This window comes from Sphaerisporangium krabiense, from assembly GCF_014200435.1.
Classification (GTDB): domain Bacteria; phylum Actinomycetota; class Actinomycetes; order Streptosporangiales; family Streptosporangiaceae; genus Sphaerisporangium; species Sphaerisporangium krabiense.
This window is the reverse complement of record NZ_JACHBR010000001.1, coordinates 1,316,068-1,335,573: the sequence shown is the minus strand read 5'-3', so window position 1 is coordinate 1,335,573 and position 19,506 is coordinate 1,316,068. Positions and strand designations below refer to the sequence as shown.

The 19,506-nt window shown below is 69.0% G+C and carries 16 protein-coding genes; 8 read left to right on the top strand and 8 right to left on the bottom strand.

Going from position 1 to position 19,506, the window contains the following annotated elements; all coding sequences use genetic code 11:
• Positions 1-15: 15 nt before the first annotated feature.
• On the bottom strand, positions 16-651 hold the full coding sequence (locus BJ981_RS05790) for a helix-turn-helix domain-containing protein (protein ID WP_184608737.1): 636 nt from the start codon (positions 649-651) through the stop codon (positions 16-18).
• On the bottom strand, positions 648-1,046 hold the full coding sequence (locus tag BJ981_RS05785) for a DNA-binding protein (RefSeq protein ID WP_184608735.1): 399 nt from the start codon (positions 1,044-1,046) through the stop codon (positions 648-650). Before BJ981_RS05785 ends, BJ981_RS05790 begins: the two co-directional genes overlap by 4 nt.
• 59 nt (positions 1,047-1,105) lie before the next feature.
• Here BJ981_RS05785 and BJ981_RS05780 point away from each other — a divergent pair, with 59 nt between their 5' ends.
• Positions 1,106-2,338 (top strand): PEP/pyruvate-binding domain-containing protein, encoded by a 1,233-nt coding sequence (locus BJ981_RS05780; RefSeq protein ID WP_184608733.1) that lies wholly within the window; start codon positions 1,106-1,108, stop codon positions 2,336-2,338.
• Positions 2,335-2,949, top strand: a complete 615-nt coding sequence (locus BJ981_RS05775; RefSeq protein WP_184608731.1) for a histidine phosphatase family protein — start codon at positions 2,335-2,337, stop codon at positions 2,947-2,949. The genes BJ981_RS05780 and BJ981_RS05775 overlap by 4 nt, the downstream gene beginning before the upstream one ends.
• A gap of 47 nt (positions 2,950-2,996) precedes the next feature.
• Here the strand turns inward: BJ981_RS05775 and BJ981_RS05770 are convergent, their stop codons facing one another.
• Positions 2,997-5,327, bottom strand: a complete 2,331-nt coding sequence (locus tag BJ981_RS05770; RefSeq protein ID WP_184608729.1) for a hypothetical protein — start codon at positions 5,325-5,327, stop codon at positions 2,997-2,999.
• 174 nt (positions 5,328-5,501) lie between these two features.
• On the opposite strand from BJ981_RS05770, the gene BJ981_RS05765 reads away from it, so the two are divergent.
• The 4 genes from BJ981_RS05765 (at position 5,502) to BJ981_RS05750 (ending at position 8,384) form a co-directional block, all read left to right on the top strand.
• Positions 5,502-6,371, top strand: coding sequence for a hypothetical protein (locus tag BJ981_RS05765; RefSeq protein ID WP_184608727.1), 870 nt, complete (start codon positions 5,502-5,504; stop codon positions 6,369-6,371).
• 453 nt (positions 6,372-6,824) lie between these two features.
• Positions 6,825-7,496: an HNH endonuclease family protein gene (locus BJ981_RS05760; protein ID WP_239139342.1), complete on the top strand. Its 672-nt coding sequence runs from the start codon at positions 6,825-6,827 to the stop codon at positions 7,494-7,496.
• A gap of 340 nt (positions 7,497-7,836) precedes the next feature.
• Positions 7,837-8,043 carry a hypothetical protein gene (locus BJ981_RS05755; RefSeq protein ID WP_143121008.1) on the top strand — a complete coding sequence of 69 codons (207 nt, stop codon included), beginning with the start codon at positions 7,837-7,839 and terminating at the stop codon, positions 8,041-8,043.
• On the top strand, positions 8,040-8,384 hold the full coding sequence (locus BJ981_RS05750) for a type II toxin-antitoxin system VapC family toxin (protein WP_239139343.1): 345 nt from the start codon (positions 8,040-8,042) through the stop codon (positions 8,382-8,384). The genes BJ981_RS05755 and BJ981_RS05750 overlap by 4 nt, the downstream gene beginning before the upstream one ends.
• Positions 8,385-8,417: 33 nt before the next feature.
• On the opposite strand, the gene BJ981_RS05745 is transcribed toward BJ981_RS05750, so the two are convergent.
• Positions 8,418-9,239 carry an AfsR/SARP family transcriptional regulator gene (locus tag BJ981_RS05745; protein WP_184608726.1) on the bottom strand — a complete coding sequence of 274 codons (822 nt, stop codon included), beginning with the start codon at positions 9,237-9,239 and terminating at the stop codon, positions 8,418-8,420.
• A 254-nt stretch (positions 9,240-9,493) separates the two neighbouring features.
• Here BJ981_RS05745 and BJ981_RS05740 point away from each other — a divergent pair, with 254 nt between their 5' ends.
• On the top strand, positions 9,494-11,035 hold the full coding sequence (locus tag BJ981_RS05740; protein ID WP_184608724.1) for a hypothetical protein: 1,542 nt from the start codon (positions 9,494-9,496) through the stop codon (positions 11,033-11,035).
• A gap of 293 nt (positions 11,036-11,328) precedes the next feature.
• Here BJ981_RS05740 and BJ981_RS05735 read toward each other — a convergent pair whose 3' ends face one another.
• Positions 11,329-11,826, bottom strand: a complete 498-nt coding sequence (locus BJ981_RS05735; protein ID WP_184608722.1) for a YchJ family protein — start codon at positions 11,824-11,826, stop codon at positions 11,329-11,331.
• Between the two features lie 230 nt (positions 11,827-12,056).
• Between BJ981_RS05735 and BJ981_RS05730 the strand changes: the two genes are divergently transcribed.
• Positions 12,057-12,935: a hypothetical protein gene (locus BJ981_RS05730; RefSeq protein WP_184608720.1), complete on the top strand. Its 879-nt coding sequence runs from the start codon at positions 12,057-12,059 to the stop codon at positions 12,933-12,935.
• Positions 12,936-13,095: 160 nt separating this feature from the next.
• Here the strand turns inward: BJ981_RS05730 and BJ981_RS05725 are convergent, their stop codons facing one another.
• The 3 genes from BJ981_RS05725 to BJ981_RS05715 all read right to left on the bottom strand — a co-directional run bounded on the left by BJ981_RS05725 (position 13,096) and on the right by BJ981_RS05715 (position 19,431).
• Positions 13,096-15,348 carry a PxKF domain-containing protein gene (locus BJ981_RS05725; protein WP_184608718.1) on the bottom strand — a complete coding sequence of 751 codons (2,253 nt, stop codon included), beginning with the start codon at positions 15,346-15,348 and terminating at the stop codon, positions 13,096-13,098.
• A 199-nt stretch (positions 15,349-15,547) separates the two neighbouring features.
• Positions 15,548-16,210, bottom strand: coding sequence for a M15 family metallopeptidase (locus BJ981_RS05720; protein ID WP_184608716.1), 663 nt, complete (start codon positions 16,208-16,210; stop codon positions 15,548-15,550).
• Positions 16,211-16,350: 140 nt separating this feature from the next.
• Complete coding sequence (locus BJ981_RS05715; RefSeq protein ID WP_204070358.1) at positions 16,351-19,431, bottom strand: AfsR/SARP family transcriptional regulator; 3,081 nt, start codon at positions 19,429-19,431, stop codon at positions 16,351-16,353.
• Between the last annotated feature and the right edge of the window lie 75 nt (positions 19,432-19,506).

The following is a 19,506-nucleotide window of genomic DNA, read 5'->3' as shown; positions in this document are numbered from 1 at the left end:
AGCCGGGATGGCGGGTCAGGGTTCGGCGTGCCGGTCGAGGCCGAGCGTGGCGATGAGGTCTTCGTGCAGCTCGAACCAGACACGGTGGCAGGAGTCCACGTCGGTGCGGTCGACCCAGGCGCCGTCCCCGGCTCGCGCGCGCGCCAGGGCCGCGGCGAAGCGTGTGTCGTATCCGCGGAACCGCGTGAGGACGCGGCCGAGCCGGTCCGCGAGTGGCGTGAGCGCCCGGTCGACGCAGGCGAGCTCATGGAGCACTCCGGCGTCCCAGGCGGGATCGGAGTGGTCGTTGACGGCGAGCCGATCGCCGTCGGCGGGCCGGAGCTGCCAGTCGGTGCAGGCTTGTAGCAGGAGAGCGTTCAGCGGGAGGAACCTGCGGTAGACGTCCCGGACCTCGTCGGCGGCGCCGGCGAGGGTGAGCTCGGCCGCGAGCCGGCGTTCGTTCTCGGCCCGGCCCGATTCGGTCAGCGACCAGCCTCCGGTGCCGGCGAAGGAGGTGTGCTCGACCCAGCCGCGTGTCTCGGCGTCGCGGAGCGCCTCTTTCGTCGTGGCCGCGTCGAGCCCGAACCGGCGAGCGATCACCGGGGTGTCCGCGAACCCGGTGATGCGCACGGCGTGCAGGACCAGGAGGCCGGGGGAGGAGTCGCGCGTCACGAGCCGGCGTCCTGTCGTGCCGCCAGGCGGGTGTAGTGCTGCTGGCATGCCTGCGGGGAGTTGAACCCCATCACGTGCGCCATCTGTGACCAGGTCAGACCCGCGCTCCGGGCGATGAACAGCAGGGCGGATTCGAGTCCTTCGACCTCGGCTCGTGCGGCGGGCAGGAGGGCGAGCGCGCTCAGGATGGCCTCCGGGTCCAGGTCGGCGTTGCGCCAGACGGCGAACTGCACGAGGTCGACCGCCGACGGCGGGGCCGGCGGGGGTCGCCACGGACGGGCGTCGAGCTCGTCCGCGCCCAGGTCCAGAAGACGCGCACGCGCGTCCCGCTCCCGCTGGGCCTGGAGGTGGTCGGCGTGCACGCGGGGAGCGATGTCGTCGTCCTTGCGTTGCATGCGTCTCAGAATGCACAATCAACAAATTGTTGTCAACGTTCTATTGAAGGGTGGAGCGGGTGATCGTACCTCTGAGGGAGGCCGTCGCCGAGACCTGCGGGGGCAAGGCCGGCGCACTCGGCGCGTTGATCCGTGCGGGCCTGCCGGTTCCTGACGGCTTCGTCGTCTCGTTCGCCGCCTACCTCGCCGCCGTCCACGACCTCGGGTGGTTCGCCGGCGAGCCGGACGACGCGGATGCGGCGCGGCGGACGATCGAGGGCCGCCCGGTCCACGCCGCCGTGACGGACGCGCTCGGACGCGCGCTGGACGAGCTCGGCGATCAGCCCGTGGCAGTAAGGTCATCGGCGGCGAAGGAGGACACCGGTCAGGCCTCGGCCGCGGGCCAGCACGAGAGCTTCCTCGCCGTGCGCGGACCCGGTGAGGTCGCCGAAGCCGTACGTGCCTGCTGGGCCTCGCTGTTCTCCCCGCGCGCCATCGCCTACCGGGCCGCCTCCGGCGGCGACCACCCGTCCGACGATCTTCTGATGGCCGTCATCGTCCAACGCCACCTGGACGCGGAGGTGTCCGGGGTCATGTTCACCCCCGCGGGCCCGGACGACGCGACCCGGATCGAGGCGTCCTGGGGCCTCGGCCCCAGCGTCGTCGAGGGCAAGGTCACCCCTGACGCCTACCGCGTCTCCGCGGACGGGTCGGTCACCCGCGTCGTCGCGGACAAACAGAAGCGCCTCGACCGGCACGGCACGCGGCTCGTCGTCCGCGACGTGCCCATCGCCTCCCGGAACCGGCCGGCGGTCCACGACGAGACCGCCACCCGGCTGGCCGAGCTGGGCGGACAGATCGCCGCCGCACGGGGTGGCCCGCAGGACATCGAGTGGGCGATCGCCGACGGCCGCACCTGGGTTCTGCAAGCACGGCCGGTCACCGCCGCACCCCCGCCACCCCCTTCCGGCGCCTCGGGCATCACGGCCGCCGGGATCACCGGAACGCCGGGCAGCCACGGGACCGTGACCGGCACCGCGAGGATCGTTCGTGGTCTCGGCGACTTCGCCCGCGTGCGCCCGGGCGACATCCTCGTCTGCCCCTTCACCGACCCCGCCTGGACGCCGCTGCTCCGCATCGCCGCCGGCGTCGTCACCGAAACCGGAGGCGTGCTCTCCCACGCCGCGATCGTCGCCCGAGAGCACGGCATCCCCGCCGTCCTCGGCGTCCCGGACGCGACGAGCAGGCTCCGCGACGGCGCCGTCATCACCATCGACGGCACCACCGGCACCGTCACGGCGACGAACGCATGACGACTCGACGTCTCTACCTCGCACGCCATGGCGCGGCCGACGCGTTCGGGCAACTCACCGATATCGGGCGCCGGCAGGCGGGTCTGCTGGGCGAACGGCTCGCCGGCGTACCGGTCGACGCCGTGTGGCACTCTCCGCTGCCACGTGCCGTGGCATGCGCCCGCGAACTCGCCCGTCATCTCCCGGACGTGCCCGTGACCGAGGCCGCCGAACTCGTCGACCACGTCCCCTACGTTCCGAGCGCGGCCGAAACGCCCCCGTCCTGGGCCGGCTTCTTCGACGGTTACGACGACGCCGAGGCGGCCTCCGGCCAGAGGCTCGCCGAGGCCCTGGTCGCCCGGTTCGCGAAGGTCCCCGGCACGACCGCGAACGGGGCCCGGCTCGACACACACGAGGTCCTGGTGACGCACGCCTACCCGATCGCGTGGCTGGTACGGCACGCACTGGACGCGCCGCCGTCCCGGTGGCTCGGCCTGAACAGCGCCAACACCGCACTGACGGTCATCGAGTACCGCGACGGCCTGCCACCCACGATCGTGATGTTCAACGACATGAGCCACCTGCCCCCCGACCTGCGCTGGACCGGTTTCCCCGAAGCGATCAGGCCGTAGCTCCTCCCGCCCGTACGCGCCTCCCTCGGTCACGTGACTCGGAGACGCTACCGCCGAGGCGGTTCGCGGTGCGTCACCCGCTCGTCGCCCTTCCCGGGGAACGCCATGATCAGCAGACGCTGGCCACCCACTTGCCGTCCCTTCCACTCGAACAGGTCGTGGTGCACGCGGATCCGGTAGTGCCCCGCCCGGCCGTTGAGTGACAGGTCGGGGAACCGGGTTCCGCTCAGATCGTCCCGGAGCACGATCTCGCCGGTGGGGCTTTCGTAGCCGACCTCGACGACGTGGTCCCAGCCCTTGGTCTCCACCGGCGGGCGGCGGGTGTAGGTCTCCAGGGTGACGCAGATGTCGTAGTCGGCGTGCGTCCGGATGATCAGGTGGCCGGGGCGGGCGGCCACCAGGCCGTCGCGCTGAGCCTTGTCGAGCAGGCCGTCCTCGTACGGGTCCCCGCCGTTCTCGGTCGGCTCGTACGTCTCCACGACCCCGTAGTCCGTCCACTGGGGTTCCTTCATGCGGATCACCTTGGCCGGTTCGATGCGCGGACGGTGGGACGGGCTCGAGTCGCACATGCGCTGCGCGTCGGCCTCCCACTCCCGCATCTCCCGATCCTCCTCGGCGGCCGCGGCCTTCACCACGGCGCCGGCGCTGGGGCAGATCTCCGCGAGCGGGTAGGTCAGAGCGTCGCGGGTCAGTCCCTGCGTCGCCTGAAGGTGGGCGACTTCCCGGGGATCGTTGCGGGTGTAGATGCCGCACAGCCAGCGGGCGTGGGCGAGGACCATGGCGTCGGACGTGGTGGCGGCGAGTTTGATCACGTTCGCCTGCCGGAGGGAGCACACGAGTCGCTGGTCCCGGGGGAGCTCAGGCTCCTTGGGCTCACCCCTCCATGTCTCGCGTGGGGCGCAGTCTTCGGCCGTGGTGACCGGGCCGCGGGCCAAGTCCGCCACGGGCACGAACGCGAGCGCGACCAGCGTGGCGACCTGGGCCAGGAGGAGCACACGGCGGCGCGTGCGCCGGGCCGGTGGCGTCGGGTACAGGAACGACAGGAGCAGGGCGGAAGCGAGTAAGGCGGCGCTGTACCACGCGGGTGAGATGCCGAGGAAGATCTCACCGGCGTGCTTCTCGGTGAACAGACTCTCCGGGTAGATCCGTGAGCCTTCGTAGGCGTCGCCGAAGTCCTCCGGCACAGGTGTCGCCGTCAGCGCGCTGGCGAAGCCCACGGCCGCGGCGATGATCAGCGTCACCGTCGTGAACCGCAGGGTGCGGCGGGTCCGGCGTAAGACGGCGGCCAGGACCACCAGCGCGGGTCCGCCGACGCCGACGAAGACGTCCAGGACGAACCAGGTGAGAGCGTTCCCGCTGCCTCCGTCCACGCGGACGAACTGCTCGATCACACCTCTGGGGCCGATCCAGAGGTACTTGCCGTGCGCGAGGTTGACGGCGGCGGGGATCAGCGGCGGTGCGATGGCCACGGCGGCCAACGGCCACCACCTGGCCGCCGGCCGTACCGGCACGTGTCCCGGGCCCGGCCGGGGAAGGGGGGCCGCCAGCTCGTGGGCGGTCCTGGCTTCCCACACCAGCCCGAAGACACTGGCCGCGCCGAGGAGCGTGTAGATCGTGAAGATGCCGGGGAATTCATCGCCGAACGAGACCATCCCGGCGGGCTGGAGGAGAGATACCACCCGCGCGATGACACCTATCCGGACGGTCGCCGCGCTCCAGCGGGGATCCCTGGCCTGGGCGATGAGGATCGACACCGTCCACGCCGACCAGACATAGCCGTACCCGCCGGTCAGGGTCAAGATCCGTCCGACGGAGTGCAGGTCGAGGAGATCGGTGATCTCCTGGCCGAGGTCGCCCACGACGGCGATGGTTCCGACGACGAGGGAGAACAGCCGTAGCCTCTTGGAAACGGTGTCGCGGAGCACCAGGAAGAACAGCCAGACGGTGGCCAGCTGCACACAATCGGAGGCGATCCCCGTCACCGACCAGACCCAGTAGATCTTCCACGCGTAGACCAGCAGGTAACCGGCGATGGTGATCAGGCTGCAGCCGATACCGAGATACAGGCCGAGCCGCAGCAGACCGACCTTCCTGTCCCGGTGTGTCAGCTCGCCCCTGGCCCGCCCGCGCAGCACCTGCCACAGCGCCCAGGCCTGAAGCGCTCCGACAAGGACCAGGACGACCGACAGCCCCCACGGAACCGCGGGGGCTTCTTCACCGACGCCGAAGAACCACTCCAGGCCCGGGTCGCGGGTGACGACCTTCCAGAGGAGGTCACTCTGACCGGTGGTCAGCGCGAAGCCGCCCAGCACAGCGACAACGGCGAAGTAACCGAGCGCGATCAGGGCGGCGATTCTGCCGAAACGGTAGCGACGCATGGCCATCTCTTCGGGGGGTGAAGTGATCAAAGCGTCCAACCTTAGAGACTCACCAAGAAGTTGATCAAACCGCGACGAACGCGGGCCTTAGACTTCGCCATTAGCCCCGGGAAGTGCGATGGCGGGCGATACCTTGCGTCGACCTACGCGACACGACATGGAGGAGTGCTCATCGTGACACCCCAGACGGCCCCGGCGACTGATCTCAGCGGGTGGGATGCCGCGCTGGCCGGTGCCTTCGAGATACTGCTCGGTGGAAAGCCGGCCGTCGACCCCGCCGCCAGATACGGGGTGTATTACGCCTCGGACCCCCTCGACGAGTTCCTGTTCCCGAATCCCTGGGCCACCCCTGACGCGCTGTCGGACCGGGAGCCGAGGCGCCTTCCGGATTCGGATGGTGAGTACCCCTTCTCCCCTTGGACATGGCGGTTCGACCTGAGCGAGTCGTTGTTCCGCTTCGACGCCGAACTCGTGGCGGGAACAGGACCGTGGGGGGAAGGCGGGCACAAGGGCCCCCGGCCGTTCGACGACGCCTTCGTCGCCGACCTGCGGACCGTCTCCTCGGTCGATGAAGCCGGTGAAGTGCTGGTGCACGGCGCGGAGTTGGGACCGCTCCTCGGCCGCCATGGCGTCGACCTGACCAACGAGAGATCCAGGAAACTGAACTGCTGGCTGACCGTGCTGCTGCGCGTGGCCACCGACGGCACTCTCACCGACGCGATGCGGGCCGCCACGTTCACCGAGCGTGGCCCCGGACACCTGGTGTCGATCCACGACATGAACCACGCCCGCTCCGCCGGCGAGCCCTGGGAAGAAAAGCTGAACGCGGTCCCCCATCCCGCGCTCCGCGACCACCTCCGCATGCTGTGCCTCACCCAGAACGACGCGCGCAGCGAGGGCGGCTTCTATTACGGCACCGACCACTGGCCGTGGACCGACGTCCTGGAAGCGGTCGACCACTCCCTCGTCGCAGGCTGGGGATTCGGCGAGTCCCAGTCCGGTACCGCCGTCGTGCGCCTGCCGGACAAACCAGAAGCGCGCTGAGCACGTCTCTGATCGAGAACACCTCAGCAGGGGGTCAGCGTCTCCTTCAGGTCGATACGTCGCCCACCGAGGGGGAGGGAAGACCGCCACGGCGGAGGAACTGTCGAGCCTGACCGACCCTACCCCCCGAGCGGCGCGGTGTCGTTCCGCCGGCTTCCTGCGCCGCTCAACATCGGCGGCCTCGTAGCGAGCCCTCTCCCTTTCATATGCTTGGCGGGCGATCGCCTCCTCGCGCTCGTGGCGAGCTTCTCCGCCGATCAGTTGCCCGAATGCGCCAGCTGGGCGGGGCGCGAACGATGCCCACTGTGGTGCTCCGGGCAGCGGGGCTTCCAGGCCAGTCGGGTCGAAGGGCGGTGGTCGAAAGGAACGCTTCAGCCCGGCGGCACCGCGTGATCGCTTCACCTCTTGTACTTGTGCCCCGCATATCGGCACGGCCAAAGGGGAGTCACTGGTATGGCTGGAATCATGATCTTCTTAAGTCGGATCCTCCTAGTCGTCGTACTTGCTCTTCTGGTCATTCAGATCACCGTTGTCATGACCACCCGCCAGGCGGTGGCCGACGCGCGCGAGCGGCCCCGGGCCGATGCTGCGGCACCGGCTCGCCGCATGCTGGCCCGGCTGAAAGTCGCCAGGCCGTTGTCGATCCGTGGCTACAGCCATCGGCGGTTCCAGCCCCGGTGGGCACACCACAGGGGGAGATGCGACGTGCGAGAGACGATCCTTGCTCGCAGCGGGCGGGGGGTGCGCAGAAACGCGGCTTGTCAGCCTGTAGCGGGTGTTTGGTACAGCATGTACGACGGCAAGTCGCTGAAGAGTGTGCGACAGATCGACGTCGACCATGTCGTGCCGTTGGCGTACGCCTGGCGCTCCGGTGCCAGAAGATGGAGCCAGGCGCAGAGGCGCGCCTTCGCCAACGATCTCACTCGCCCCGAGCTGGTAGTGGTCAGCCACTCCGCCAACATCGCGAAGGGAGGCCAAGGACCGCAGAGCTGGCGCCCGTCGCGCCGCGGTTACTGGTGCCGTTACGCGAGTTCGTGGATCACCGTGAAGTATCACTACCGCCTCTTCGTGACCCGGGGGGAGAAGATGGCCCTGCTCAACATGCTCCGCACCTGCAAGAGGTAATGATCCACACGCCGGCGACGACTCGCGCCGCACATGAGAAGGTCTCCCTCAACCGGCTGTCCCCGGTGAGGGGCCGCCGAGACGGTTTCACGACCTCGACACAAAGATCACCCCTCTGGCTGCCGCACGAACCCGAGAACGAGAACAGGCACCGCGGCACCGGGGGCACCAACGTCGATCTAGGTGACCCGTCTTAGCGGGCCGCCTACCGGATGTGCCTGATCCCGACCAAGGAGCAGCTCTTCACTGCAACATCGTCTTCGGGCGCGGGTCGTCCTGCTGTTCGGCCCGCGTCGCGGTGGGACGACGTATGCCGGGCACGCCTGGTTACACTCGATGTATGAGCGTGATGCGTGAGGAACTGCACCACCTGGTGGACTGCCTGCCCGAGGAGAAGGTGGCCCCTCTGCTTCGCCTTGTTCGTGACCAGTTCGACGAGCGGCCCGTCGTCCGTGATCTGCCGTTCATCGGGATGCTTGAGGCCGAGCCGGATTTCGCGGAACGCTCTGAAGAGATCTTGCGCTCGGAGGACAATCACTCTTTGTGATCGTCATCGATTCGGGACCTTTGGTTGCAGCGGTCAACCTTCGGGACCGGTATCACGAACCCTGCGCCAGGCTTCTGCGTAGCCACTCCGGCCCGCTTCTCGTTCCCACGACTGTCGTCACGGAAGTCTGCCGGCTCATAGAGAGACGGCAGAGAAGCAAGGCGGAGGCGGCGTTTCTCACCTCCTTTCGCGCTGGGCTGGCTCTGGCCGACGTCACCGCCGAAGATCTGGACCGGATGAGTGAGCTTGTGGAGGTGTACGCCGATCTTCCGCTGGGTGCTGTCGACGCCTCCGTGATCGCGTTGGCTGAGCGGCTTGGCCTGGTCCCGGCCGACGAGTAACTTCGCAGATCTCGCTGTACGGCTCGCGCTCAATTATTGGGCGTGAGCCGTCCTGCTGTCCGGCCACGGGATGCCGCAGGGGCCACGCGTGCCCGCGCTGGTTCGTCCGCGCAGTCCCGGCGCCGAAAGGAGCGCAGCGTCGCCGTTGAGCACGGCGACCTCCATCGCGCGCAGCTCGGGTCCGGGGTCCAGGCCGAGCTCCTCGATCAGCACCCGGCGGGCATTCCGATAGACCTCCAGCGCCTCCGCTCGCCGCCCATTGCGGTAGAGAGCCAACATGAGCTGTGCGTGCAGCCTCTCCCTCAGCGGGTGGGCCGTCACCAGACGGCGCAGCTCACCGATCAGCTCACCGGAGCGGCCAAGGGAAAGTTCGGCATCTATGCGCGCCCCCACCACGACCTCACGTTGCTCGTCGAGCAGAACCGCCATCGCACCGACCGCTCCGCGCCGCGACACCTCCTCAAACGACACGGTGCCCCGCCATAACGACAGTGCGTCGCCGAACAACCGGCTCGCCGCGGCCGGGTCGCTGGCCGCACAGGCCTCCAGCCCTCGATGGGCCAACTCCCCAAAGCTGTCGGCATCCAGCTCTCCCGGCTGGACGTTGAGGGCGTAACCGTACCTGCGCCGGACGATTCTGCCGTCGTCGCCCAGTACTCGCCGTAGTTGGGACACGTAGACGCGGAGGTTGTCACCGGCCGAGCGGGGCGGGCGCTCCCCCCACAAGGCGTCGATCAGGCGATCGCGGGAGACCGCCTCGTTGGCGTGGCACAGCAGCGTTGCCAGCAGCATGCGCTGCTTGGGCGCCGAGATATCGATGCACCTGTCGAGCCGCACCCCGATCCGACCCAGCACTCGGAACTCCACATCCGACTCCCCGTTGTGAGAAACTCCCCGAATCCCCCGAGCCTCGGGTAATAACGAATGATTGAGAACGAAAGTTTCGGTGGTCATTTATACGGGTGGATATATGGTTCGCGATACGGAGCGCGGGCCAGCATCAGCATGTACGGCGACCGCAGGGGCACCTCGGAGAAACCGGGGCCGGTCGTGGACACTCTTCAGGGGAGAGAACGCTTGTGAACCACTTACGGATACGGGCCGCGCTCGTGGCGCTGGCGGTGGCGCTGGCGGCGCTCGCGATGCCGACGGCCGCTGAGGCGGTGCAGACCGCCGACATCCCTCGTTCCCAATGGACGTACGTCTCGTCGAAGCATCAGAACGAAACACATTGGCAGGAGGACCGGGTCTTCGTCGGTTACCTGGAGCATCCCAAGGACATCACCCGGGCGTTCTTCCAGTTAGACCTGGCCTCGGTCTCCAGCGCCGAACGGATCATCGAGGTCTGGTTCGGCGTGCGCCGAGCCCACTCCTCGGAGTGCCACCGCGATGTCGAAGTCTGGGAGACCGGAGACATCAGCCCCTCGACCAGCTGGAAGCACCAGCCTGAGTGGCAGCGCCTCCTTGTGGCCGCTCGCGGGCCGTTCTGCATCAACACAATGAGCTTCCGCATCACCTCCGCGATCCAGGAGGCGGTGTCCGCCGGAAGGAACCACATCACGCTGGGGCTCAAATCGATCGACGAGACCGACCCGGCGATCCGGCACGAGTTGTACGACAACGGTGGGCTGTCTGTGACCTACAACAACCCGCCCAACCTTCCGATCGAGACCGCGGTGACGCCCGATAGTCGCCGGTGCGCCGGCACGCCTTCGCCCCATCCGTACGTGAACGTGGTCACGCCCACGCTGAGCGCCAAGCTGACCGATCCGGACTCCAAGGTCGACGGCGAGGAGGGCCACGAATTGGAGCAGGTCCGGGGCCGTTTCGAGTGGGCGACCCAGGATGGCGTCAAGCTGGGCGAGGAAGTCACGAATCTGGGTTACGCCGGGGATCGATTCTGCGTGACGGTTCCCGCCGGGCAACTCGCCGCGGACTCGACGTATCGTTGGCGGGTCCGGGCCGAGAACCCCTACCCCGTGGGGAGCCTTGGATCCGGCGAAGTGGACTACGATCTGAGCGAGTGGACGCCGTGGCAGGAGTTCACTGTCGACACCGCCGCCCCCGGACAGCCGCCGCTGGTGTCCTCTGACGACTACCCGCAGGACGTGCCAAGTGGGCACGCCTACCTGCCCGGTGCGTTCACCTTCACGCCCAACGGCGTCGACGACATCGCGGCCTACGCCTACACGTTCGACAGCATGCTAAGGCAAATCCCGGCGGCCGCCGACGGCTCCCTCACCGTCACGCTGAAACCGCGTAGGGACTTCACCAATTGCCTCAATGTGCGGAGCATCGACCGTGCGGGCAACCGTAGCCCCGAGACCAGGTACTGCTTCACGGTGAAACGGGCGGAACACCAGCCCACCATCTCCTCCAGCACGTACCCGAAATGGGGCGCCGAGCCGGGCGGAGGCGTCGGAATCCCCGGCGAGTTCGTGTTCAACTCCGGAGACCTGGCCGACATCGTCACCACCTTCCGCTACTCCTACAACGAGGTCAACCAGGTACCCGTGGACGGGGACGGATCGGCAAAAGTTTCCCTTACCCCAACCCAGCCCGGTTTGAACCGGGTCTTTGCCGAGGCTCTCGACCGCGACGGTGCGGTGGTCTGGAGCTACTCCTACTACTTCGAAGTCAAGGAGAGCTGATCCTCTGTACGGCCCGCGCCTGTCCGGGGTGCGGGCCGTTCACGCCCTAAAGCGGTACCCGTCAAGGACTCTGAGACAGTTTCCTGCTATTTGGACGTGCCCTACCACCCGTGGCCTGTAGCGCCTTGCCGTACGAGCGGATCTGCCGGAGCACGGGGTCGGCGTTCCGCTCGGGCGGCGTGAACGTGCGCGGCTCCTCGGGCGCCGAGCTGAACGGGATCATCGTGACCGTCTCGCGGTTGCGGAAACGTGAGAACGTCCCGCTCCCGCAGGTGTCGGCCGCGGGGTGGGGCTCAGTCCACGATGGCGTCGAGATAGACCCAGGCGCCCTCATACCGGGTGAACCGGCTCTGCTCGCGCAGTTCGCCGGGCTTTCCGCGGAAGGTGTAGTTGGCGCGGAAGGTGACGGTGCCAGTGATGTGGAAGGGGCTCCCCTCGGAGACATCCTGGATTTCCAGGCTGGTCCATCGCATGCCCGGCTCGAAATCGACGCGTCCCGGCCGGGTGGTGGGGTGCCAGGTGCGGAGCAGGTAGGCCTCGTCCTGGACCACGAAGGCGGCGAAGCGCGAGCGCATGAGCGCCTCCGCCGTCGGCGCAGCCTGCCCGGCATGAAACCGGCCGCAGCACTCGTCGTAGGCGGCGGGCAGTGCGCAAGGGCAGGGCTCCGCGCCGGCGCGCGGCGACGTACTACGGGGGCGGGAAGTGCCTTTCACTCCCGCGAGGCTATCCGGTTTCCGACGCGATCGACGCGGTGGTGGCCGCCTCCTAGTCCCAGGACGCGAGGTGGTCATCGGACCCCGGCGCTGACCTGGGAAACATGTGTTCTAAAGAATCTTGGAAAAGATCTGGCCGACCTGAGCAATACCTCTTCAAGGTGCCAAACGGCTATTGCGGCATCGGCGGCGCCGGTGTGACGTGCCTCCTCGGCCGCGCCGTCGGTGCGCGGATCTTAACGGAGTGGGATGAGCCCGTTAACATCTCATGTGCGGTGATGTAGCGACAACTTCTAAGGACATGCCCCATGAGACGGTGGGTTGCCCTGGCGGTCTCGGTGCTGATCGGGTCCGTGGTCGTTCCGGTGAGTTCTGCCGTCGCGCAGGCGGCACCCGATCCGGTGCGTGCGCTCAAGCGGCAGCTCCGGAGCGAGCACGGTGTCCGGATCTCCGAGGTCAGCCGCTATGACTTCGGCGGGAGGTCGAAGGTCTCCGGGAGCGGGACCCGGATCAAGGGTGTGCTCCAACTCGCCAGGTCGGGGCCTGTGGGCGCGGATTTCACCTGGTGGGACCTTCCCCGGCCGGACGTCACAGGGCGCCCGTCCAAGAAGCCGGATCCCTACCGGGTGATCCGCGTCGGCAAGGACGTCTACGACGACGCCGGCCGGTATCCCGGGCCGGTGCCGGACGGCAAGAAGTGGATCCGGTTCCCGAACGCCCACCGGGGAAGCATGGCCCGGGACATGGCACAGGACGCCAGCCTGCAACCGATCAACGTGTACGACACGGCCTTGATGAAGGCCGTGCTGAGATGCTCGGCGAGCACGGCCGTCTCTGGCGGGTTCCTCTATCGGGGCACCATGAGCTACAGGGCGCTGAGCAGGGCTTCCAAGGACGCCGTGCTCAGCTGGACCTCGGGACGGCCCATCGGCGAGAAGAGCAAGGGCAAGATCTCATGGCGGATCTGGACCGACCGTGACAACCTGCTCAAGCGCCTGGTCACCGCCGATACCGTGGGGGAGGGGAAGGACCCGCTGGTGAAGCGGAGCGACACGCGCTACACCGGCTGGGGATTCCCTCTCGTCGTCACCGCGCCGCCCGCCGATGAGGTCATCGACGAAGACGACCTGCTGGAGTACATGCAGACGCAGAACGAGCCCATCCCGCCCGACGACAAGAACACCTGAGACGCTCTGGACGGCCGGCGCCGAACGGCACCGCGGTAGGCGTCGGTTGTGCGTGAGGAGTACGACGCCGAGCAGTGGATCGGGGTGTGGTTCTCGGGCGACCCGGCCGGGGAGCGGGGCGCGGGGGCCGGCTCCGTTCCCCGGGCGGGGGGTGGCGGGGTTATTTCAGGCGGATGGTGGTGAGGTGGCTGCTGCCGTCATTGAGCTTCAACTCGAACGTGCGGCAGGTGCCGGACCAGTTCTTCTCGGTCTTCCATACGTAGTTGTACTGGCCGCCGCCGTAGCTGAGCTTCGAGTTTCCGGGGTTGCCGGTCGGCTCGGCCGGGCCGGTCGCGGTTCCGGTGTCGCAGGTCACCTGCTGGGAGGCCGGGTAGCCGGCGGCGATGACGCCCAGGCCGTGGTCGCCGCCGAGGCCGAACTTGATCGGTACGGCGCTGCCGGCCTTGCCGTCCATCGTCTCGGGGAAGTAGGCCTTCCAGGGGTAGACGACCTGGTAGGTCACCTTCTCGTCGGCCGCGTTGCCGGCCTTGTCGGTGGCGTTCACGGTGAACTCGTGGAAGCCCACGCTGGAGGTTTCGAGCGCGCCGCCGTCGGGCACCGTGCCGGCACAGGTGGCGACCCCGGCCAGGTTGTCATCGCACCGGTAGGACGCGGTCGCGGCCGTCCCGAGCACGAAGACCGCGCCGTCGGCGGGCGTGGTGAGGGAGATCGTCGGCTTCGTGAGGTCGACGGTCATCTTCACCGCCTGGTCACCGGCGATCGAGACGCCGCGCTCGTTCGCCACCCTGCCGTCGACGGTCGTGGTGAAGTCGCAGGTGACGTGCGGGAGCACCGCCTGCAGCCGGCCGTCGGCGCCGGTGCTGCCGAGGTCACGCGGACCGTCGCCGCAGTCGGCCCGTACCGGCGCCCCGGCCAGCGGCTGTCCGCCGTCGGAGACCGCGGACACCGTCACGGCGTTCAACGCGTTGTGCGCGACCGCGCCGCCCACGACGTCAAGGGTGATCTGCAGCCGCTCGGGACTGATGTTGTCCATCGTGTCCGTCGGCTTGTGGTACTGCGGCTCGGTGACGTACGTCCCACCGGTCGGACCGCAGACGGCCGGCGGGGTCGGCGGCCGGTAGTCGAGCCAGATGAACAGCGAGGACGGGATGCCCGCGTCGAAGAACGCCTGGTGGTCGCTCTGGCCGAGCCTGCAGTTGCGCAGTCCCTCGAAACCGACGCGCGCGGCCGAGTTGTACGCCTCCTGGACCACGTAGTTCGACTGGCCGTTCGGGGTCAGGGCCCACAGACGGGCCGGCTCGTACGGCGTGCCGACCATGTCCATCTGCCACTCGCCGACGAACCGCGCCTTCTCCGCCGCGGTCAGCGTGTTGACGTACGCCCGTGCGCCGAGGAGGCCGCCCTCCTCGCCGCCGAAGCCGCCGATCCGCAGCTCCTTGTCCAGTGGGTACTGGCTGAGGACCCGGGCGACCTCCAGCGAGACGCCGTTGCCCGAGGCGTCGTCGTGGGCGCCGGGCGCGCCCAGCACCGAGTCGATGTGCGCGCCGACCATGACGATCGGAGCCTTGGTGCCGTCCGGGTCGCCGACCGCGTGCCGGATGCCGATGACGTTGGTGCCCATCGGGGTCGGGTACTGGTTGGTCGCGACCCGCAGCGTCAGCGGGCCCTTGTCCAGAAGGTCCTTGATCCAGGTGTGGTGCGCGCTGCCGCCGCCCATCACCGGGATGTTCGGCTGGGCCGTGGTGAGCGTGAACGACGGCGGAGCGCTGTTGCCGGTCGGGTAGGCCAGGATGACCGCGGCCGCACCCTGGCTGACCGCGTTGACGACGGCGGTGTTGCGGACCGACGCGGTGGTGCTGTAGTCCATCAGCACGATCTTGCCCGCGGTTTCGGCGGGGAAGTCCGCGGCGGACTGGCCGGTCTTGGCGTAGACGACCTCGCCCTGCACGGCGGCGTCATCGCCGGTGAACTTCGCGCTGGTCGACGCGGACATCTGCCAGTTCGGTCCGCCCGGCAGGCCGGCGTTCGGGGACGTGACCTTCGCGACGTTCTTGGTCGAGACCGGACCCCATGACTGGAGGGTCACGTCGAAGCCGTAGGACTTCAGGATGCCGCCGATGTACTGCGCGCCCTCCCGCTCCTGTGGGGTGCCGTTCAGCCGCGGGCCGATGGTCACGGCCAGGTGCCGAATGTGGTCGACGGAGTTGGCCGAGTCGAACCGGTCGACGATCTCGGCGTCGTAGTCCTTCAGGAGTGCGCTGGTCGCGGTGGCCGCCGGGCCCGTGGCCGACGGTTCCTGCTCCTGGACACCGCCGATGGCGGCGGACACGGTCCCGAAGGCCAGCGCCGCCGCCAAGCCGCCGACGACGGTAAGTCGCCTGAGCCGTGGGGGGTGGTCGAATGAACTCCTCACAGAGGAACTCCCTGGTACTGGCGGATGTGGAGGTCCGCGTGGCGTCCTCGCCCTTTGGGTGGCAAGGGAGGGGACAAGGTTCGCGATTAGTACCAGGCTGGTAAATAGGCGTCAATAGGTGCATTTCCTCTGACAGGGTTGACCGCCGTCCGTAATCCCGCCCCTTCCCGTGCGGGCAGAGCACGGTGACGTGTGCGGTCTATGCGCTCGCGGGCCAGTCGAGGTGGGAGTGGAGGGCCGCCGGGGCTCCGGTGAGGAGGGCCCAGTAGCGGTCGCCGTAGGACCAGTGCCACCATTCGGTGGGGTAGTTGATGAATCCCGCCTCGACGAGAACCTCGCTGAGGATCGTCCGGTTGTCCCTGGCCTGGGGGGAGATGTTTTCCGCGGCCGTGTAGCAGGCGTTTTCGCTTTCTTCGGGACTGGCGTTGACTTCCGTGCCCATGTCCAGTTCCTGGCCATCCTGGGTGCACAGGGTGAGGTCTACGGCGGCGCCGCAGACGTGAGGGCCGATGTGAGGGGGAGAAAGGGAACGGCTCGCCTGCACGTAGACGTGTTCGTCGGACCAGTCCGGATTGGCGTCGCTGAGCTTTGCCGCGTACGCCGAGAAGTACCGCTCCTGCAATGCCAGCGGCCGGTAACCCTCGACGATCAGCAGACGAAGCCCTTCGGGCAGCCGTGCCTGGGCGCGCAGAAGCCGGTCGACGTGCCCGTGGCGAAGATGGGCGTACGCGCCCTCGGAATCGGCGAGGCGCTGGTCCAGGAGCAGTTCCGGGACCGCGCGCAGGTCCACAAGCGGCTCTCCCCGATCCTCCACGGGAATCGCGGAGACACGAGGATCGGACATGAGCACGATTTCCGGCACGTTGTTCTCCCGGGACTGGAAACGGGCCGCCGCGAGGAGTCTGCCGACCGGGCGTGCCCGTAACGGTGGACAGGCCTCCTCAGGTTCGGCCCACGCCCTATAAGTTCCCTACAAGTACGCGCCAAGCGGGTCTCCGCGATTCACGCGGCCGGGCCGTTCCGATGACCGCCGAGCTCGATGTACTCGCGTGTCCCGAACGCGGCGAAGATGTCGAGGGCGGCCGCCCGGAGAGACCCGGCTGTCTTCTCGTCTCCGACCGCTTCGCGAACGGACGCCAGGTCACGCATCGTGCGGGCGCGGAACAGCGGCAGCTCCAGCCCGTCCCACATCACGACGGACCGGCGGAGATGGGCTTCGGCGAGGTCGTGCCGCCCGCGGGCCAGGTGCAGTTCCCCGATGGTGCGCTGGACGAGCGCCACCCCGAACCGGTCGCCGTGCCGCTCGCACACGCTCAAGGCGTCCACGAGGCAGGGCAGGACCGGGGCATCGTCCCCGAGCCGGATCCGGACCTTGCACAGGGCCTGCACCGCGTATGCCTCCATGAGCGGGTCACCGGCCGCGCGCAGCAGGGCGACCGCGCGCACGCACAGCCTCTCCGCCTGCTCCAGGTCGCCCAGGCCCCGGTGGACCAGGGCGATCGACCGCAACGTGAGTCCTTCGCCCCGCTTGCTGCCCAGCCGCTGGAAAGCGGACAACGCCGCGTGCAGCAGAGACGACGCGGCCTCGAAGTCGCCCATTTCCAGCATCACCGACCCGGCGATCCGGTTGACGTAGCCGATGCCGGCGTCGTCGCCGAGCGATTCGAAGGCGGCGCCCGCGTGCCGGAGGTGGACCAGTGCCTGCGCGAAGTCTCCCTGTTCCCGGCAGGCGGCGCCGATTCCCGCGATGGCGACCGTCTCCCCGTGGGTGTCCCCGCCCTCGCGCAGGAGCGGAAGCGCCTGGCGGAAGTACGCCTGCGCCTCCGGGTAGCGGTCCTGCCGGTGGCGCAGCTGCCCCAGCCCCACCAGCAAGGTCGCCTCACCCAGGAGGTCGCCCGCCCGCCTGGCGGCCTCCAGAGCCGATTCGTGGGTGCGCCGCCACTCCTCGAACCGCGTGTCCACGGAGAAGGACGAGGGGCACAGCGCGGCCGCCACCTCGCACGTCACCTCGTGGAGACCCATCGCGGCGGCCCGCTCCACGGCCACGACGAGCGCCGGGGCCTCCGCGTCGAACCAGGCCGTCATGTCGTCGGCCACCCGCTCCGACACCTCGCGGCCGACGGGCCGGGCCGTGGCGTAGTCGCGGCGTAAGGGAGGCGCGCCCGAAGGGCTCGCGGCGGCGGCGTGCGTGATCAGCCACAGCCACCCGCCCAGCGCCCGGGTCATCGCCGCCGCGCGCTCCTCGGCCGATTCCTCCGCCTCGGCACGCTCGGCCGCGTACACGCGCAGCAGGTCGTGCAGCCGGTACCGGCTCTGGCCTGTGGCGTCGACGGCGACGTGGTCGAGGAGCTGGGCGTCCATCAACCGCTCGATGACCTCCTCGCCGGTCTCCTCCGCCTCGTCCAGGAGAGCCCCCACCACCCATGACGCGAAGTCGGGGACCCCGAGCAGGCCGAGCCGGCGGAACGCCCTCTTCGCCATGTCGTCGAGCCCTCGGTAGCTGAGCCCTACGCTCGCCCGCACCTCCAGGTCACCGGCGGTGAGCTCGTCGAGCCGGCGGCGCTCGTCGGCGAGCCGTGTGGCCAGCGTCGAGAGCGACCAGTGCGGGCGGGCGGCCAGCCGCGCGCCCGCCGTGCGAAGCGCCAGGGGCAGGTGGCCGCAGAGATGGACGATGCGCTCGGCGGCGTCGTGCTCGGTGTAGACGCGCTGGCGTCCCGCGATGCGGGCCAGCAGGTCGATGGCCGTCTCGGTGTCGAGCACCCCGAGGTCGCTCAGGCTCATCCCGTCCAGGCCCACCAGCCTCCGGCGCGCCGTGATCAACACCGCGCACGTGTGGCTGCCCGGCAGCACCGGGCGGACCTGCTGCTCGGTGCCCGCGTCGTCGAGGACGACGAGCAGCCGGCGTCCCGCGAGGACGCTCCGATAGATGTCGACCCGTTCCTGGAGCATGTCGGGGATCGCGGCCGGCTGGACGCCGAGGGCGCGCAGAAACCGTCCCAGCACTTCCAGCGGCGGCGCGGGCGAGTCGGTGACGCCCCGCAGGTCGGCGTACAACTGGCCGTCGGGGAACGCCTCGGCCACCTGGTGCGCCGCCTTCACGGCGAGCGCGGACTTGCCCACTCCGCCCTTGCCGGAGATGACGCACACCGTCATGCTGTCGCCGCGCGTGGTGAGCAGGGTGGTGAGCTCGCCGAGCTGCTTGTCCCGCCCGGTGAAGTCGGCTATGCCGCGCGGGAGATGGCTGGGAACGATGTCCGGCCCGGTCCGGCGTACGGGTTCCTCCACGGGCGTGGGCTGGGCGAGGCCGGCGTACTCGGCGATCTGGTGCGCCGTGGACGGCAACAGCGACGAGTCCGCTCGCAGCATCGCCTCGTACAACTGCCGGAGCTCCGCGCCGGGGTCGACGCCCAACTCGTCCGCCAGCGTCTGACGGCCCTCATGGTAGACGCTCATCGCGTCCACCTGACGGCCCAGCCGGTACATGGCCTTCATGAGCTGGGCGCGGAGGCGCTCGCGCGTGGGGTGGCTCCTCACCAGCTCGGCGAGCTCGCCGACCAGCTCCGCTTCCCTGCCCAGCGCGAGCTCGGCGTCGACTCGCTCCTCGAGGACGGACAACCGTGTCTCCTCGAGGCGCTGCGCTTCGGCGCGCAGCGCGAGGCCTATCCCGCCGAGGGCGGTTCCTTTCCACAACTCCAGGGCCGCCCGCAGTTCCTTGGCGGCGGAATCGTGACGGCTCGCGGCGGCATGCCGCCGGCCGTCCGCGACCAGCCGCTCGAAGGTCTCCACGTCTAATCGCCCAGGGCCGGGACGGGCCACGTAACCGGGCGGCCGGGTCTCGATCACCGCCCCCTCGCCGATCGCGGCGAGTGCGCGGCGCAGCCCGTACACGTAGGTCTGGATCAGGGCGTGGGCGCTTCCCGGCGGTTCCTGCCCCCAGAGGACGTCCACCAGGCGATCGCTGGAGACCACCTTACCGGCGTTCAGCAGGAGGGCGGCCAGGAGCGCGCGGGGTTTCGGACCCCCCAGCGGAAGGCAGCGCTCGTCGTGCCATGCCTCAACCGGCCCGAGCAGACGGAACTCCAACAATCCCCCTGTGGGGGCCGACGTGACAAGTAAGACAGTCATAACACCCAGGCTTCTTGAACGGAACCCATAGGG